At 34.3% G+C, this 19482-nt stretch carries 12 protein-coding genes; 8 read left to right on the forward strand and 4 right to left on the reverse strand.

Going from position 1 to position 19482, the window contains the following annotated elements:
• Positions 1 to 9 precede the first annotated feature (9 nt).
• The 4 genes from AAC024_RS00990 (at position 10) to AAC024_RS01005 (ending at position 6855) form a co-directional block, all read left to right on the forward strand.
• Positions 10 to 2601, forward strand: a complete 2592-nt coding sequence (locus AAC024_RS00990; RefSeq protein WP_339893276.1) for a phosphoenolpyruvate carboxylase — start codon at positions 10 to 12, stop codon at positions 2599 to 2601.
• A 307-nt stretch (positions 2602 to 2908) separates the two neighbouring features.
• Complete coding sequence (locus tag AAC024_RS00995) at positions 2909 to 3841, forward strand: ester cyclase (protein WP_339893278.1); 933 nt, start codon at positions 2909 to 2911, stop codon at positions 3839 to 3841.
• Between the two features lie 77 nt (positions 3842 to 3918).
• Complete coding sequence (locus AAC024_RS01000; protein ID WP_339893279.1) at positions 3919 to 6114, forward strand: ATP-binding protein; 2196 nt, start codon at positions 3919 to 3921, stop codon at positions 6112 to 6114.
• Positions 6115 to 6348: 234 nt separating this feature from the next.
• Entirely contained in the window at positions 6349 to 6855 is a 507-nt protein-coding gene (locus AAC024_RS01005) for a DUF4440 domain-containing protein (RefSeq protein WP_339893280.1), read from the forward strand.
• A 410-nt stretch (positions 6856 to 7265) separates the two neighbouring features.
• Here the strand turns inward: AAC024_RS01005 and amt are convergent, their stop codons facing one another.
• The 3 genes from amt to AAC024_RS01020 all read right to left on the reverse strand — a co-directional run bounded on the left by amt (position 7266) and on the right by AAC024_RS01020 (position 9996).
• Positions 7266 to 8504: an ammonium transporter gene (gene amt / locus AAC024_RS01010; RefSeq protein WP_339893281.1), complete on the reverse strand. Its 1239-nt coding sequence runs from the start codon at positions 8502 to 8504 to the stop codon at positions 7266 to 7268.
• Positions 8505 to 8526: 22 nt separating this feature from the next.
• Positions 8527 to 8877 (reverse strand): P-II family nitrogen regulator, encoded by a 351-nt coding sequence (locus tag AAC024_RS01015; RefSeq protein ID WP_339893283.1) that lies wholly within the window; start codon positions 8875 to 8877, stop codon positions 8527 to 8529.
• A 78-nt stretch (positions 8878 to 8955) separates the two neighbouring features.
• On the reverse strand, positions 8956 to 9996 hold the full coding sequence (locus tag AAC024_RS01020) for an outer membrane beta-barrel protein (protein WP_339893284.1): 1041 nt from the start codon (positions 9994 to 9996) through the stop codon (positions 8956 to 8958).
• A 515-nt stretch (positions 9997 to 10511) separates the two neighbouring features.
• Between AAC024_RS01020 and gltB the strand changes: the two genes are divergently transcribed.
• Both gltB and AAC024_RS01030 read left to right on the forward strand, forming a co-directional pair.
• On the forward strand, positions 10512 to 15026 hold the full coding sequence (gltB, locus tag AAC024_RS01025; RefSeq protein ID WP_339893285.1) for a glutamate synthase large subunit: 4515 nt from the start codon (positions 10512 to 10514) through the stop codon (positions 15024 to 15026).
• A 4-nt stretch (positions 15027 to 15030) separates the two neighbouring features.
• On the forward strand, positions 15031 to 16494 hold the full coding sequence (locus tag AAC024_RS01030) for a glutamate synthase subunit beta (protein WP_339893287.1): 1464 nt from the start codon (positions 15031 to 15033) through the stop codon (positions 16492 to 16494).
• A gap of 67 nt (positions 16495 to 16561) precedes the next feature.
• Here the strand turns inward: AAC024_RS01030 and fbp are convergent, their stop codons facing one another.
• Entirely contained in the window at positions 16562 to 17569 is a 1008-nt protein-coding gene (gene fbp, locus AAC024_RS01035) for a class 1 fructose-bisphosphatase (protein WP_339893288.1), read from the reverse strand.
• 121 nt (positions 17570 to 17690) lie between these two features.
• On the opposite strand from fbp, the gene AAC024_RS01040 reads away from it, so the two are divergent.
• Both AAC024_RS01040 and AAC024_RS01045 read left to right on the forward strand, forming a co-directional pair.
• Positions 17691 to 18170, forward strand: coding sequence for a GNAT family N-acetyltransferase (locus tag AAC024_RS01040; RefSeq protein WP_339893290.1), 480 nt, complete (start codon positions 17691 to 17693; stop codon positions 18168 to 18170).
• A gap of 12 nt (positions 18171 to 18182) precedes the next feature.
• Positions 18183 to 19454, forward strand: a complete 1272-nt coding sequence (locus AAC024_RS01045; protein ID WP_339893291.1) for an aspartate kinase — start codon at positions 18183 to 18185, stop codon at positions 19452 to 19454.
• Positions 19455 to 19482 lie beyond the last annotated feature (28 nt).

The following is a 19482-nucleotide window of genomic DNA, read 5'->3' on the forward strand; positions in this document are numbered from 1 at the left end:
TACGATACGATGTCTGTAGAGCCAAAAATAACTCGATTTAATCAAAATGTTTTGTCAAAATATCAAATATACAACAGTATATTCATGACTTTACCATTTGATTCTGTAAATAAAACCGGGGTTTTACTCCCTTTATTTCATGAAACTTGTAAAAAAGGATTTGAAAAAGGTGACGACCCTTCTACCATTGTTGAGGCATTTTTTAAAAAATATCAAGCACGAAGAGATAAACAAAGTCAAATAAACCTGCTTTTCAGATTTATCCAATATATTGAAAGACAAGTGGTGTTGTTTGATGCTATTGAAGATGCGGCATTCCCTGTGGTAAATAATATGGACGGCATTGGTACTTTAAGAAATCTTAAAGGTGCTGCAATTGCTAATAATACTTTAGATGAATTACAAAATTATCTAGAAGAATTTAAAGTTCGTATTGTTTTAACAGCGCATCCAACACAATTTTATCCAGGTTCTGTTTTGGCGATTATTACAGATTTAACTGCAGCCATTAAAGAAAACAACTTATCTGAAATTCATAATTTATTTGGGCAGTTAGGAAAAACGCCTTTCTTTAAACACAAAAAACCAACACCTTATGATGAAGCAAAAAGCTTAATTTGGTACTTAGAAAATGTGTTTTACCAGTCGTTCGGAGAAATATACAACTACATACAAACAAACATCTATTCTGATGGACGGAAACATAATGAAATTATAAATATTGGATTTTGGCCAGGTGGCGATAGAGATGGAAACCCTTTTGTAAAGCCAGACACAACTTTAAAAGTTGCTAAGAAACTTAAGAAAGCTATACTCAAAAAATATTATGCAGATCTCAAAAACTTAAGAAGAAAGCTTACTTTTAGAGGTGTTGAAAAACGCATTATAAAACTAGAAACGATACTATATAATTACAGTATCAATTTAAATACTAAAAAGGCAATTACTGCTAAAGAACTTATTTTAGAATTATTAAGCATAAGAAACCTTGTTGTTGAACAACACCAGTCGCTTTACGAGAACGAAATAAACAACCTAATTAATAGAGTACACCTCTTTGGTTATAATTTTGCAACCCTAGATATTAGACAAGATAGTAGAATTCATCATTCTGTTTTTTCAACCGTAATAGATTATTTAATTGCAAAGGGTAATTCTTCATTCCCAGATAATTATAATGATTTATCCGAAAGCGAACAAATTGAAATTTTATCGAAAGCAAATGACGATATTCCAGATTTAGATGTATTTGAAGATGAAATGGTTTATAACACTTTAAAAACTATTTCTGTTATTAAAGATATCCAAAAAAGTAATGGTGAACGAGGCGCAAACAGATACATTATAAGCAACAACCAAACCGCTTTAAATGTTATGCAGCTTTTTGCAATGCTTAAAATAGTTACTTTTAAAGATGAACTTACGGTTGATGTAGCGCCTCTATTTGAAACTATTCCTGATTTAGAAAATGCTCCAGGCGTTATGGAACAGCTATATACTAACCCAGTATATATAGCGCATTTAAGAGCTAGAGGAAGCAAACAAACTATTATGCTTGGTTTTTCTGACGGCACTAAAGATGGTGGGTATTTAATGGCAAACTGGGGTATTTATAAAGCCAAAGAATTGCTTACTGAAATGTCTAGAAAATACGGTATTACCGCCATATTTTTTGATGGCCGTGGTGGACCTCCAGCTCGTGGTGGTGGAAAAACACATCAATTTTATTCTTCATTAGGCCCAACTATTGAAGACAAAGAAGTACAGTTGACTATACAAGGGCAAACTATTAGTTCTAATTTTGGAACTTTAGATTCCTCTCAATATAACTTAGAACAATTAATAAGCTCTGGTATTGATAATAGAATTTCTGGAGCGCGCAATAAATTGGCTGATGACGACAGAGCTGTAATGAATGATTTAGCTGAAACAAGCTACCAAACATACAAGGACTTTAAAAGCCACCCTATGTTCATTCCGTATTTAGAGCGTATAAGTACTTTAAAATACTATGCTAAAACCAATATAGGCAGCAGACCTTCAAAGCGAGGTAATTCTGAAGGCTTAGTGTTTTCAGATCTAAGAGCCATTCCTTTTGTTGGGTCTTGGAGTCAATTAAAACAAAATGTTCCCGGATTTTACGGTGTAGGTACTGCTTTAAAGGAATATGAAGACAAAGATGAATTTGATAAAGTAGAACAACTTTACAATAATTCTAAATTCTTTAAAACCCTGTTAGAGAATAGTATGATGTCTTTAACCAAATCCTTTTTTGATTTAACAAAGTACATGTCTGAGGATGAGGAGTTTGGTGAATTTTGGAATATAATTTATACCGAATATCTTACTACTAAAAGATTACTGCTTAAACTAACAGGCTATAAAGAATTAATGGAGAATGAACCTTCTGGAAAAGCATCAATTGAAGTTAGAGAATCTATAGTTTTACCATTACTAACCATACAACAATATGCGCTTAAAAAGATTCAAGAATTAGAAAAAGCAGGCGTTGCTGTTGATGATGAAGAAAAAAAGATTTTCGAAAAAATTGTAACGCGTTCTTTATTTGGTAATATTAATGCGAGTAGAAACTCTGCATAAGTAGATTATATATTTAATTATTTAAAAACCTCAGTTTGCAATTTGTAAATTGAGGTTTTTTATACATCTATTGTTCTATAACAATTATCACTTAAACTAATTGGTATTACTCTGCTACAAATTTTAATATCGATTTAATATAGCACTTGACTTTCTAAAAAAATTCTGCTACCTTCGTTCTTGCCTGCCGGCAGGCAGGTAACGTCGGATATAAAACACATGTGCTGAACTTGTTTCAGTATTAAAACGATTTCATATCCGTAAAGAACATTAGTGGTAATCAATTGTAAAATCCAACACCCTCAAGATGAAAAGAGCAATCGGTATAAGAACATCAGTCATCGCATCCAGCTTGATTATCCTCGCAATTGCTTGTGACGGAAATTCAAAGAAACAAGTGGAACTAGAAGAGAAAACTGAAACAATCGCAAAAGAACCTCAATGGACTCAAGATCAGGAGGATGTCAAAGCCACTGTTGAGCATTTTCTGGTGGTAGGAGGAAATTATGATCTCGATGCCATGGATGAAATGATATTAGATAAAGCGAACATTGGAATAAGCAGACTCGATGAAGGAGAGTGGCAAAATTCTACAAAAACCATTGCAGAATATTTTGAAAAAGCCAAACAGAACACACTAAAACCCTATTACGAACCTGTAAGAGCATGGGATATTAAAATCAATAAAGGACAACTTGCATTTGCAAAAGCCGATGCCATTTTGCACAGTTTCGGGATTCCACGAAGGAATAACGTAGACTATTTCACCCTGATTAAGGAGAAGGATTCATGGAGGTTTCTTAATCTCTCGTTTACCTCAACCTCATTACCCGAAGACGAAAAAATATTCAATCTAGAATCGTTCGCCAGAAGTTATGCGCAGGTCTGGAGCGGTGTGCGACCCGAGTTTGTCGCTTTGTTCTTTGAAGAAAACGGGGCACTACAGGTAAACGAAAACAAGCCTGCATTAGGAAGAGAGCAGATTGCTAAAATTGCTAAAGGCTTCATGCTCGACCTTCCAGATATGGTTGTCAGTTTTGATAGCCTTGTAAACAAGACCAATGGAACTGAATTTCATTGGACACTAACTGCCACAAATTCTGGCCCTGGAGGAACGGGTAAAAAAGTCAAAGTAAGTGGGTTTGAGCTTTGGCAATTGGGCGAAAATGGTCGAATTTTAAATTCTCAAGGACATTTCCCAACTGAGGAGTACAACCGACAACTTGGAATTGAAGATTAACGCAGCCGCTAATCGAGTAGATGGCTCTGACAGAAACTGACAGAGTGCTAGCTGGAGAAAGAAATAAAACTTCTAAAATGAATCAAGCGGAGGCATTGAAATTAGAAATACTAAAACTACACGATCTATATTGGTTCAGCTATTTAAAAGGAGATATTTCAGTAATGGCTGATTTGCTGTCTGAAGAGTACACACAAATAGGAAGTGCAGAGCGTGAGGTTTTTTTTAATAAAAATGAAGCCCTTCAATTTCTTTATGAAACGATTCACCAGGTAGCTGGCAAGTTTGAAATGCGAAACAGGAATACTTCTATTGAGTTACTAAATGATACTTTTATAGTTTATGAATTATGCGATGCGTATGCACTTGTAGATGAAAAATGGCTGTTTTATAATAAATTCAGAGCCACTACGCTCCTCCAAAAAAAGAAGCTTGGGTGGAAATTTATTCATCAACACAGCTCATTTTCAGATAGTGGAACATCTGAAGGTCAAAATGTATCCATTGAAAAAATTGCCGCTGAAAACCAGCAACTTCAAAATGCGGTAAAACAACGAACCAATGAATTGGAGCAACAGGCAACAATTTTGGAACAGGCTAATGTTGCTTTGAAGAATTCCTTAAAAGAGTTGCAATCAAAAAACCTGATTATCGAAGAGCAAACAAGGGCTTTGCTTCAATTAGATGCTGCTAAAACACGGTTTTTTGCTAATGTTTCACACGAATTACGAACACCACTTACGTTGATTCTTTCTCCTCTAAGCACGGCATTGAACAGTCAAATACTTGATGATAAAAATAAAGCCTTGATTTCACTTGCTAAAGAACAAGCCAATCAATTATTAGGACTCGTTAGTGAAATACTCGACTTAACAAAATTAGAATCTGGTAAAATGAAGGTCAAGGAAGAACCAACCAACGTCTACCAACTAATGCGACGGCTCATTTCAACTTTTGAATCTTATGCCAAACAAAAAAATATCAATTTAATATTTGAGTTTGCCAAAAATATGCCGCATGGCTTAATGTTGGACAAATTGAAAGTCGAACGAATATTCAATAATTTAATATCCAACGCCTTAAAATTCACTCCCATTGACGGAACTATCACCGTAACAATAAAAGACAAAATTTACGACTGGCTAATAGAAGTAACAGACACTGGAAAAGGCATCCATCCAGATGATTTACCCCATCTTTTTGACAGGTTTTACCAAACTAACCAACTGGAATCACCAATGGAAGGCGGTACAGGTATTGGTTTGTCTTTGGCAAAAGAATTGGCAGTGGTATTGCACGGAGCATTATCTGTAAATAGTACATTAGGTAAGGGCGCCACTTTTACCTTGACTTTACCTAAAAAAGAAGTTATAGGCTATACAGATGATAGTATGGATAATGCCCCTATTGTCACAAACAAAATATCAGTTGACAAACTCAACATTCACCCACAACTACAGCATGATGTGATTATGAATAAGCCCACTATTTTAGTGGTTGAAGATAATTATAGTTTGCGTTCTTATTTACAATTTATTTTATCAGAAGATTTTCATGTACTAACTGCCGAAAACGGGCAGGAAGCACTTATAATTTTAGATCAAATCTCGGAAGAAAAAAAGGATATGCCAAATTTAATTATTTCTGATGTAATGATGCCTGTAATGGATGGCTTCAAATTATTAGAAACCCTTAAAGCGAATGAAAACTTATGGATGATACCTGTCGTAATGCTTACCGCAAGAGTAGAAATTGAAGATCGACTAACTGCATTGCGTATTGGCGTTGATGATTATTTAACAAAACCCTTTGAAGAAGCGGAATTGTTTGCGCGCATTAAAAACTTATTGAATAATGTTAAAAAGCGTAAAAATACAACCCCTAAAAAGCAGGAGGCTATTAATAGCATATCAAGTGAAACACATCCATCCGATAAATCAACGCTCTGTATTCCCGATCAGGAATGGCTTGCCAAATTAGAAGAAAAAGTAAAATCAAATATTAGTAATTTCAATTTGTCTGTCGATGCACTAGCAGATGAATTGTTTATAAGCCGTGCTCAATTTTTTCGTCGTGTACAAGCGCTAACGGGTATGACCCCTTTGCAATATATAAAGGAAATTAGATACAATTTTGCAAGAAATTTGCTTGAGACTAAAAATGTGAGTAGTGTTAAAGCTACTTCTCATGCCATTGGAATAAAAAAAGTACAATATTTTTCAGAAAAATATAAAAAGCGCTTCGGAAAATCTCCTTCTGAATATTTAAAATAATCTTCCCATTCGTCCATCTTTATCATAAAATAGCCATCATTATATCGAGCTAAAGTTTATACAATTTTAACAATGAGACCATTAAGGTGTATTATGATACTAATGAGGTGCACAAAATACAAATGAGTTGTATAAACGAGATTTTTAGATCAGGTATTTCTACAATCTTTGTAATGTTAAAATGGGGAAAGCCGAAAACCAACTAGAGTAGGCACTAATAATAATCTGATAAAAATGAAAACTACAACTAATTTTTTTACACTTCTATTTATTACTGCTGTTTTATCAACCACATTGAGTTGTAAACAAGAGAATAAAAATCCTGAAAAAGAAGACATACACAAATCTGCCACTTTTGAAGAACTCGGACAAATGAACCGAGATTTTGCAAAAGCTATGAATGCACGCGATGCTCATACAGCAGCAAGTTTATATGATGAGAATGCATCTATTTTACCACCCAATGAACCTATGGTTACAGGACGGGCAAATATCGAAGCCTATATGCAAGGCTTTCTAGATGCTGGTTATGTTGAGGGTTCTTCAACAACTACTGATGCATCAAGTGATGGTAATTTAGGTTATGAAACTGGAACGTTTTTAATAAAAATGAAAGGTCCTGATGGCACAATAATTGAAGAAACCATTAAGTTTATTGAGCTCTTAAAACGTAATGAAGAAGGCAAATGGATGAGTATTTATGGTATGTGGAGTAGTAACGAACCAATGCCAACCGAATAAAAGTACGAACGCCCAACAGTATAATTAATTGCTACTGCTGGCTAAGCGAGGTGTCTTTTCCTACAATTCACTATATTGTATTGCAGAAAAGGAATCGCGTACTTTTACGCAACTAATCATAAGCGAACCTCCAAAAACAAAACATCTTTAAATTAAAAATAGAAGCTAGCAAACACCTGCGTAGGGATTGTAGAGGAAATCCTTTTTAAAATTAACTAGAACTATATTAGGTTTTAGAGTAATTAATAAACAGATAGCAACCTCGCTTACGCCTCGCATTGACATTTAAAAAGATTGTAACGGAAAGCCCGACCTCCCGTCCCGATAGCTATCGGGAGTGGTAACGCCCAAATAAAAAAATGCCTCACGAAAATTGCGAGGCATTTTACTCAAACTAACTAATAAAATTATTAATGCTCGTTCATTCTAAAATCTGGATAAGCATCCATTCCATGCTCATGAGCATCTAAACCTTCTAATTCTTCTTTTTCAGAAACTCTAATTCCTACTGTTTTCTTTAGTGTGAATAGAATTATGAACGATGAAACAATACATATAACAGCATAAGACCCAATACCAACCAACTGGCTAATAAATTGATCCATTCCAGCTAAATTTCCAAAGATACCAACTGCTAATGTTCCCCAAATACCACAAACTAAGTGTACGGCAATGGCACCAACAGGATCATCTAATCTTAATCTATCAATAAGGCTAACAGCAAAAACTATTATCGCACCGGCAATAGCTCCAATTAAAATAGCATCCTCTGGACTCATTTGATCTGCACCGGCAGTAATACCAACTAAACCACCTAAAATACCATTTAAGAACATGGTTAAGTCTAAATTTTTATATCTCAAGAATGATACTAAAGAAGCAACTAAACCACCTGTGGCCGCAGCTAAACATGTAGTAACTAAAGTTATTGATGTTAATTCTGGATCTGCAGAAAGTACTGAACCTCCATTAAATCCAAACCATCCTAACCACAATATTAGCACCCCAGCAGTTGCTAATGGAATGTTATGTCCAGGTATAGCTTGTGGTTTTCCGTTTTTAAACTTACCAATACGAGACCCTAATAACCAAACTGCAACTAAAGCAGCCCATCCACCAACAGAGTGTACTAATGTAGAACCTGCGAAATCGTAAAAAGGAGTTTCTCTCATATCTAAGAATCCACCACCCCATTTCCATGATCCGGCCAATGGATAAATAATACCAACATATAATACAACAAATATCATAAATGGTCCAATTTTAATACGTTCAGCAACGGCTCCAGAAACAATTGTTGCAGCTGTTGCAGCAAACATACCTTGGAACAAGAAATCTGTCCACCATGTATAACCACCATCTGCATATTCTGGTGTCATTCCGTTTTCAGGTGGAGCAATACCAAATCCTGCGAAATCAAAAAATCCTGAAGATCCTTCCGCAAATCCTGGGTACATTAAGTTAAAACCTATTAGGTAATATAATAATAGACCAGCTGTTATTATAAAGATATTCTTAAACAGAATATTAATTGTATTTTTTTGTCTTGTTAACCCAATTTCTAAAAATGCAAAACCTGTGTGCATGAAGAAAACGAGTGCCGTACAGACCATCATCCATACGTTATTAGCTGTAAATAATCCTTCCATAATTTTAAATTATTTTAAATGTTTATTTTGATGCTTTCTTTAAAGTATCTCCTCCTTTTTCTCCAGTTCTTATTCTGTAAGCCTCTGTAACGTCTGAAACGAAAATTTTACCATCTCCAACTTCTCCTGTAGCAGCAGATTTTAGCAAGGCATCTAAAGTTATTTGTTCAAAATCATCATTTACTACTATAGATAAATATCTTCTTTGAATATCGCTAGTGCTATAACTTACACCTCTGTAAACGTGACCTTCTTTTTCGTTACCTAAACCTGTTACATCCCAATAAGAGAAGAAATTTACATCTACTTGATGCAACGCTTCTTTTACGGCACTAAATTTAGATTTTCTTATAATTGCTTCAATTTTTTTCATATTTATATGTTTTTATTGATTAGTTAATTTGATAAAAACCATTCCCAAGTTTTTAATTTAGGAATGGTTTTTCTTTTTTTAGAATGAGTAGATTGCAGCGACTAAGAAAGAAGACAAACTTTTACTAGCCTCTAAGTCATTATCAAAAAACGCACCGTCTTCTGAGGCACTATTTAAACGTAATTCTGGCTTGATAGTTAAGTTCTCGATGGTATAACTTCCTGTTAAAGTAGCAGTAAATACGCTAGCATCTCCATCAGCATCAGTAATACCAGAACCTATTGCTCCGTAGTCACCATTTTCAGCAAAATACTCACCTCTTAAACCTAAAGTAAAAGCATCAGATAACGAGTATTGTGGATATAGAGCCGCACCATAAAATCCAGTATCTAAATCATCATTCTTTTGGTAAGCAGCATTGATTCCTAAATAAAATTCATCAGAAACATCAAATCCTCCTGTATAATCTATCTCGAAACCTAACTTGGCATCATTATCATAATAGAAGTTTAAGAATTGACCTTTATAACCTAATTGAGCTCCTAAAGAGTATGCTCCAGGTACTGAACCAAAACTTGTACCATTAAAGTTCTCATCTGTTACATTCATAAAAGCTAACATTAAACTAAAATCATCAGATAATGCAAAATCAGCCTTTAAACCAACATGAGAAAAAGGCCCATAAGAAAATAAGTAAGATGTACTATAGTTAAAGTTTCCAGTAGGAGAAATTACCTCGTATCCTAAATATGTATTAAAACGTCCTAATGTTAATGTTGTACTCTCAGAAACATTCCAGTAAGCATACAATTGGTTTACAAATACTGCTGCATCCCCTCCAACAGCTTCTAACCCTCTTGGTCCAAATGCTAAATCTGCTACTGCACCTGTTTTTTCGCCTTCATAGCTAGCTATAACATTAGCCATTCCTAAAGCAAATCCAGTTTCGCCTGCAAATGAAGAACCTGCGGATTGAGAATCAACATCTGTAGAACTCAAATTGGTTTTGTAATAAGCATCAACAGATCCACTTATAGATAATTTTTTTTCTGTAACTTCTTCTTGAGCAAATAACGCTGTTGCTACAAAAAGCATTGAAAGTGTGATAATTTTTTTCATCATTGTTCTATTTTTAAGTTAATTAGTTTTATAGGTCTAAAATTGATTAGTTTTTATTTTTGATTATTAAATATTAATTAGACCTAATTCTTCTTAATAACGAGCCAAAACTATATTAAAAACTTTTAACCCCATAAAAAATAGGGGTATTTGGTTTATTTTTGTAAATAATTCATTTTTTACCCTATTTTTTTAAGGGTATTTAACTTAATATTAAGTTTTTTGATATTTTAACAACATTCTTATTCGAATTATTGTCAATGTTTTTCATATTTTAATGTTATAATTTTTATGCATGAGATGATTTTTCAACATAAATTCACAGATCTATATATATTGGCAAATTTTATAGTTTGATTATTTATTAGAAAACTGGTTTAATATTGACATATAATTATTTTTATAACCCGATGACTTCTAAAATCGAAATAATGAAATACACCCTATTGAATTTCAAAACCTAGAATGTATCTTAGCTTTTCAACTCAAGTTTTTAAACTCATTAATTGTTGATTATGCTGAAGAAACAAGGACTTTATTTACCAGAATTCGAACATGAAAACTGTGGTGCAGGTTTTATTTGTAATCTTAAAGGAGAGAAGACAAATCAAATCATCCATGATGCTCTAGAAATTCTAGTAAAATTAGAACACCGTGGTGGCGTTAGTGCTGATGGAAAAACTGGTGATGGCGCTGGATTATTAATTGATATTCCTCACGATTACTTTAAACGTGTTTGTGACTTTAACATTCCTGCGCAAAGAGAATATGCTGTAGGTATGGTGTTTTTACCTAAAGTTGAAAACCAATATCAGTTCTGTAAAAATATTTTTGAAAAAGAAATAAAAGCACAAGGCCTTTCTATTTTAGGATGGAGAGAAGTTCCTGTAGATTCTTCGCAATTAGGGGAAATAGCTTTAGCGTCCGAACCAAGTATTGAGCAAATTTTCATTGGTAAAACTGAAGAAATTACCGAAGCTATTTTTAAAGCTAAATTGTATGCCGCTCGAAAAATTACAGAGCATGCCATTAGAAAATCAAAAATGTCTCAAAGTGATTATTTCTACTTGCCAAGCTTATCAAATACAACCTTAATATACAAAGGTATTATAATGCCTGAAGATATTGGGCCCTATTTTACAGATTTACAGCAAGAAGATTTAGTAACACGTTTAGCTTTAGTACACCAACGTTTCTCTACCAACACTATGCCTGCATGGGAGTTAGCACAGCCTTTCCGATTTATGTGTCAGAATGGTGAGATTAACACATTACGTGGTAACGTAAGTAGAATGCGTGTGCGTGAAGAAATAATGAAAAGTGATGTCTTCGGACCTCAAATAGATAAATTATTCCCAATTATATTACCAGGAAAATCAGATTCTGCCTCTATGGATATGGTTGTGGAATTATTAACGCATACAGGACGTTCATTACCAGAAGTTATGATGATGATGATTCCTGAAGCATGGGAGAAACACAAAACCATGTCTAAGGAGCGTAAAGCTTTCTACGAATATAATGCTTGCCTTATGGAACCATGGGATGGCCCTGCTTCTGTACCGTTTACAGATGGCGATTATGTAGGAGCATTATTAGATCGTAATGGCCTAAGACCTTCAAGATATACTGTTACAAAAAGCGGAAAATTAATCATGTCTTCAGAAATTGGTGTCGTTGAAGTTGCTCCAGAAGATGTTGAAAGTCATGGCCGTTTAGAGCCAGGAAAAATGTTCTTGGTAGACATGAACAAAGGTCGTATTATTAATGACGAAGAAATTAAAAGTAAAATTGTTTCAGAAAGGCCATATCAAGAATGGTTAGATAAAACAAGATTACATTTAAAAGACATTCCTTATAATAATGAAACTTGTCCAATCGAGACCATCGATATAAAAACAAGACAACGTTTATTTAATTATACATTTGAGGATATTCAAGAAGTTATCACACCAATGGCAATTGTTGGTAAAGAAGCTTTAGGTTCTATGGGTATTGATACACCTTTGGCTGTTTTATCAGATAGACCACAATTAATTTCAAATTACTTCAAACAATTATTCGCACAGGTAACTAATCCGCCTTTAGATGGAATTCGTGAAGAAATTGTAACCGATATTAGTTTGTCTTTAGGAAAAGACAGAAATATATTTAGTATTACAGAAAGACAGTGTAGAAAATTAAAAATTCAAAATCCTGTTATTTCTAATGCCGATTTAGAAAAAATTAGAAATATCTCAGTAGAAAGTTTTAAAGCTGAAACTATCGAGATGTTATATCCAAAAGTGAAAGGTCTCAACGGACTTGAAGATGCTTTGGAGAATATTATTGTACAAATAGAAAAAGCATTATTAAGAGGGACAAACATCATTATCTTATCAGATAGAGGTGTAAATAAAGAGTTTGCTCCTATACCGTCTTTATTGGCTTGTTCTTATGTAAACCATCAAATGAACCGTTTACGTAAGCGTTCTTATTTCGATATTATTATCGAATCTGCTGAACCTCGTGAGCCTCATCATTTCGCTACTTTATTTGGTTACGGCGCAAGTGCTGTTAACCCTTATATGGTAAATGAAATTATTAGAATGCAAGTTAAAGATGGCTTCATAACTGGTATGGACGAACAAAAAGCGGTTGATAACTTCAACAAAGCTATTGGGAAAGGTATTTTAAAAGTCATGAACAAAATAGGAATCTCGACGTTACACTCGTACAGAGGTTCTCAAATATTCGAAATTGTTGGTTTCAACTCGCAATTTGTAGAAAAATATTTTCCATATACAGCTTCTAGAATTGAAGGTATTGGTTTATATGAAATTGAAAAAGAAATAACAGAACGTTATAAATACGCATATCCAGACACATACATCGATAAACGTTTAGGTTTAAATATTGGTGGAGATTACAGATGGAGACGTAATGGTGAACGCCACCTATTCAACCCTACTACCGTTTCTAAATTACAGCAAGCCGTTAGGTTGAGCGATCAAGACAGTTATAATGTTTATGCAAAAGCGGTTAATGATCAAGCTGAAAACTTAATGACCATTCGTGGTTTATTTGAGTTTGATAATTTAGACCCGATACCTTTAGATGAAGTAGAACCTTGGACAGATATTGTTAAACGCTTTAAAACGGGAGCGATGTCTTATGGATCTATTTCAAGAGAAGCACACGAAAACTTAGCCATTGCTATGAACCGAATTGGAGGAAAATCCAATTCTGGTGAAGGTGGAGAAGACAGAAAACGTTTTATACCGGATGCGAATGGCGATAGCCGTAACTCTGCAATTAAACAAGTGGCTTCTGGACGTTTTGGAGTCACATCGCATTATTTAACTAATGCTAGAGAGATTCAAATAAAAATGGCACAGGGTGCAAAACCTGGAGAAGGTGGTCAATTACCAGGAGAGAAAGTATATCCTTGGATTGCAGCAGTTCGTAACTCAACACCATTTGTAGGGTTAATTTCACCACCACCACACCACGATATTTATTCTATTGAAGATTTAGCACAATTAATCTACGATTTAAAAAATGCAAATCGTGAAGCTAGAATTAATGTAAAACTAGTTTCAGAAGTTGGCGTAGGGACTATTGCTGCTGGTGTATCAAAAGCAAAAGCTGATGTTGTACTTATTGCAGGTTATGATGGTGGAACGGGAGCTTCTCCTCTAACATCTTTAAAACATGCAGGTCTTCCTTGGGAACTTGGTTTAGCAGAAGCACAACAAACATTAGTATTAAACGATTTACGTTCTCGTATTGTTGTAGAATGTGATGGCCAATTAAAAACGGGTCGTGATGTGGCCATTGCTTGTTTATTAGGAGCCGAAGAATTCGGATTTGCCACAGCACCATTAGTAGCTTCAGGATGTATTATGATGCGTAAGTGTCATTTAAACACCTGCCCAGTAGGTATTGCGACTCAAGATAAAGAATTACGTAAAAACTTTAAAGGCACACCAGAACACGTTATTAATTTCTTCTTCTATATTGCTGAAGAATTAAGAGCTATTATGGCACAATTAGGGTTTAGAACCATGGATGAAATGATTGGTCAAACTCATAAGATAAATGCCAATAAAGCCATTACACATTATAAAGCAAAAGGGTTAGATTTATCTTCAATCTTACATAGACCTGCAGCTTATAATGAGATGACTGTTAAGAATACAGGTAAACAAGACCATAATTTAGAAAATGTTTTAGACTTTACAATCTTAAAACATTCTAAAACAGCAATAACAAATAAAGTACCAACAACTTTAGAATTCCCTATTAATAATATGAACCGTTCGGTTGGAGCTATTATTAGTAACGAAATTTCTAAAGCACACGGCCACTTAGGTTTACCGGAAAACACATTGAACATTAACTTCACAGGTTCTGCAGGACAAAGCTTTGGAGCATTTGGTGCTCATGGATTAACGTTCAGCCTTGAAGGAAATACCAATGATTATTTAGGTAAAGGTCTATCTGGTGCAAAACTGATTATTAAGAAACCAACCAAAGCAGATTTCATAGCAGAAAACAACATCATTGTTGGTAATGTATGCTTATTTGGGGCGGTTGAAGGAGAAGCTTATATCAATGGTATTGCAGGCGAACGTTTTGCTGTTCGTAACTCTGGAGCAACCACAGTTGTTGAAGGTGTTGGAGATCATTGTTGCGAATATATGACGGGAGGAAAAGTAATTGTCCTTGGAAGTACTGGTAGAAATTTTGCAGCAGGCATGAGTGGAGGTATTGCTTACGTGTACGATCCTGAAAACAAATTTGTAAACGGTTTATGTAATACAGAAACAATCGATTTTGAAGCTATTTTAGCTGAAGATGCTTCCGATTTAAAAAGATGGATTGAAAAACACGTTTTATATACAGATAGTAAACTTGGTGAGCGGTTATTAGCCGATTGGGATAACAGCTTGCAGCACTTTGTTCGAGTAATGCCGACTGAATACAAGAAAGCATTAGAGCGTTTAGCAAAAGGAGAAATAATGGTTGAAGAATTAGAAACAGCATAGTACAATGGGGAAAGTAACAGGTTTTAAAGAATTCCAAAGAAAAGATGAAGCATACAAGCCCGTAGAAGAGCGTGTAGAGCATTATAATGAATTTACGGTCTCATTAAGTGATAAAGACATCACAGAACAAGGGTCTCGTTGCATGGATTGCGGCATTCCATTTTGCCACAGTGGTTGCCCACTTGGTAATTTAATTCCAGATTTCAATCACATGGTACACCAAGGTGAATGGCAAAAAGCCTCTTGGATTTTACATTCTACAAACAATTTTCCTGAGTTTACTGGTCGCTTATGTCCTGCGCCTTGCGAGCAAGCCTGTGTTTTAGGTCTTATTGAAGACCCAGTTTCTATAGAAAATATTGAAAAGAACATTGTAGAGCGTGCTTTTAAAGAAGGTTGGATTAAACCGCAACCACCAAAAACTAGAACAGGTAAAACTATAGCAGTTATAGGTTCTGGTCCTGCAGGTTTAGCTACAGCGCAACAACTTAATAGAGTCGGGCATACTGTTACTGTTTTTGAAAGAGATGATGCTATTGGAGGATTATTACGCTACGGAATTCCTAATTTCAAAATGGAAAAAGGGATTATAGACCGTCGTGTAGCTATTTTAGAAGCTGAAGGCATTATCTTTAAAGTAAATGCTAACGTTGGTGTTAACGTATCTGTAGATGAATTAAAAGCATTTGATGCTGTTGTTCTTTGTGGAGGTGCTACTGAAAGAAGAAGTTTACCAACACCAGGTATTGATGCCGATGGTGTGGTACAAGCAATGGATTTCTTAACACAGCAAACTAAAGTTGTTTTTGGGCAAGAGATAAAAGACCAAATAAAAGCAACAGACAAAGACGTTATCGTAATTGGTGGTGGTGATACAGGTTCAGATTGTATTGGAACATCTAACCGTCATGGTGCCAAATCAGTAGTTAATTTTGAAATTATGCCAAAACCTCCAGGGCATCGTTCACCAACTACACCATGGCCTTTTTGGCCGTTACAGTTAAAAACATCATCGTCTCATAAAGAAGGTGTTGAACGCAACTGGTTAATAAATACTAAAGAATTTGTAACGGACGAAAACGGAAAACTTACTGCTTTAAAAACAGTGAATGTGGAGTGGGAAATGATTCCTGGTGAGCGTCCAAAATTAATAGAAATTGAAGGTACAGAAAAAACTTGGCCGTGCGATTTAGCATTATTGGCACTTGGTTTTACAGGTCCTGAAAGCACACTTGCAGATCAATTAGGATTAGATAGAGATGGTCGTTCTAACTACAAAGCGGAATATGGTAAATACCAAACAAATGTTCCAAACATATTTACTGCTGGTGATATGCGTCGTGGACAATCATTAATTGTTTGGGCTATTTCTGAAGGTAGAGAAGCTGCTAGACAAGTAGACATTTACTTAATGGGTAAATCTGATTTACCCTCAAAAGATATTGCTGGCGATTTGGTTGCTATGTAACTTATCAAAATATTTTAATAAAAAATGCGAACTTTTCAGTACGCATTTATTTATTTATATCCTGTTCTTAATATACATTTCGCATAAATTCCTCAGCTTTTTCAACCATATTTTTACTTCCGCAAATAAATGGCACACGCTGGTGTAATTCAGTAGGTTCAACATCCATAATCCTGATAAACCCATCACTAGCTTTTCCATTAGCCTGTTCCGCTAAATACGCCATAGGATTACATTCATATAACAAACGTAATTTCCCATTAGGATTTTTTGAGCTTTGTGGATATAAATAAACTCCGCCCTTAATCATGTTTCTGTGAAAATCTGATACTAATGATCCAATATATCTTGATGTATAAGGTCTGTCCTCTTCCTCTTCTTGGCAATATTTAATATAATTTTTTATCCCTTGTGGAAAGTGAATATAGTTCCCTTCATTTACAGAATAAATAGTTCCATCTTCAGGAAACTCCATGTCTGGATGAGACAGATAGAAAGACCCTATAGCAGGATTTAAAGTAAACCCGTTAACGCCATCTCCTGTTGTATAAACTAGCATCGTTGAGGTTCCATAAACCACATAACCCGCCGCTACTTGCTCACTTCCTTTTTGTAAAAAATCCTCTATAGTTACCGGTGTACCAACAGGAGTTACCCGCCTGTAAATCGAAAAAATAGTACCTACAGAAACATTTACATCTATATTAGAAGAACCGTCTAATGGATCAATCAATACAATATATTTATTTTGATGGTTTTCATCTTGACTATTAATAGCTATAAAATAATCTTCTTCTTCACTAGCAATTCCACAAACAATATTTCTATTAGTTAGTGTTTGAATAAACTTTTCATTAGCATAAACATCAAGTTTTTGCTGATCTTCTCCTTGAATATTTGTATCGCCTGCTGCACCAATAATATCGACCAAACCAGCTTTATTCACCTCATGATTTACCACTTTTGCAGCCAATCGAATAGAATTTATAAGACTTGATAATTCCCCCGAAGAATATTGAAATGAAGATTGATTTTCAATTATAAATTCTCCTAAGGTTTGCTTTTTGTGAGACATAAATACTATAATTTAATTTGTACAAATATCAATAAAATTTAATAAACTACATCGTTTTCGTTCAATATAAAATGTAACAATTAATCAACTTTAAACTATATTTGGTTGAATTATTTTTATTATGAACTTTACTATTAGAAATGCCAAAAAAAATGACATGCCTCAGGTACTTCATTTAATTAAGGAATTAGCAGCCTTTGAAAAGGAACCTGATACCGTTGAAATTACAGTTGAAGACCTAGAAAATGACGGTTTTGGTACTCCTCCTGCATTTCATTGTTTTGTTGCAGAACTAAATTCAAAAATTGAAGGCATAGCTTTAATCTACAATCGTTACTCTACTTGGAAAGGTAAAATTTTGCATTTAGAAGATTTAATTGTTAGCGAATCGATGCGAGGTTCAGGCATGGGAACGGCACTTTTAGACGAAGTGATTAAATACGGCCACGCCTTAGGGGCAAAACGCATCAATTGGGAAGTATTGGATTGGAATGAACCTGCTATTGCCTTTTACGAAAAAAAAGGCGCTAATGTAATGCGCGATTGGGATGTTGTTCAGTTAAGTGAGACTGGTATTAAAAATTATTTAGCAAAATTATAATACCGATATAATATGCAAGTATTTAAGTTTGGTGGAGCCTCTGTAAAAGATGCCAATGGTGTAAAAAATATAGCTTCAGTATTACAAAAAGTTGGTTATAAAAAAACATTGGTTGTTGTATCCGCAATGGGAAAAACCACGAATGCCATTGAACTTGTAATAAAGAACTATTTTGAAAACAAAACAGAATTACAAAGTTCACTTCAGGAGGTGAAAAAATATCACAATGAAATTTTACTCGATTTATTTGATCCCGATAGCTATCGGGATGTAAATCATCAAGCTTTTAAAAAAATCAACACGTTATTTGATGAGTTAAATAGTTTTTTAAAAACCAACAAGTCCCCTGATTACAATTTTGTTTATGACCAAGTTATAGGTTATGGAGAGCTTCTATCAACCACAATAATTAGCGAATATTTAAACACTATTGGCATAAAAAACAACTGGATTGACGTTAGAAATCAAATTAAAACTGACAATTATTATAGACGTGCCAATGTAAATTGGAGCGACACGCAACGTCTTATTTCATCAAAATTTGACCCCTCTGTTTTAAATATAACTCAAGGGTTTTTAGGTAGTGATGAAAATAATTTCACAACAACCCTAGGTAGAGAAGGTAGTGACTATACCGCTGCTATATATGCCTATTGCTTAAATGCTGAAAGCGTCACTATTTGGAAAGATGTCCCTGGTGTTTTAAATGCTGATCCGCGTTATTTTGAAAACTCACAATTATTAAATAAAATATCATATCGAGAAGCTATAGAACTAGCATTTTATGGCGCATCCGTTATTCATCCAAAAACATTACAACCTTTACAAGGCAAAGAAATTCCTCTGTTTGTAAAATCATTTTTAAACCCCGAAGCACCGGGAACTCAAATAGGAAAAAATGTAACTTTAGATCCTATGATACCGTGCTTCATCGTAAAAAAAAAACAAATATTAATTTCTTTATCGTCTCTAGATTTTTCATATATCGTTGAAGAAAATATAAGCGAAATTTTCACGCTTTTACATAGGTATAAAATGAAAGTAGATGTTATTCAAAACTCTGCTATTAGTTTTTCTGTTTGCGTTGATGATCTTTATAATAACCTTGATAAACTATTGCATCATTTAAAAGCAAAATTCAAGGTAACTAGTGATGAAAACGTGTCACTTTACACGATTCGGCATTACAATCAGTCGGCTATAAATCAAATTGAAATTGATAAAACGGTATTGTTAAAACAATTAACTCAAGGAACCGTTCAAATAGTAGTAAAACCACTGTAATTATAAAATGGTACAAATAGTTTATTTA

The sequence above is a fragment of the uncultured Algibacter sp. genome (genome assembly GCF_963976535.1).
Lineage (GTDB): Bacteria > Bacteroidota > Bacteroidia > Flavobacteriales > Flavobacteriaceae > Algibacter_B.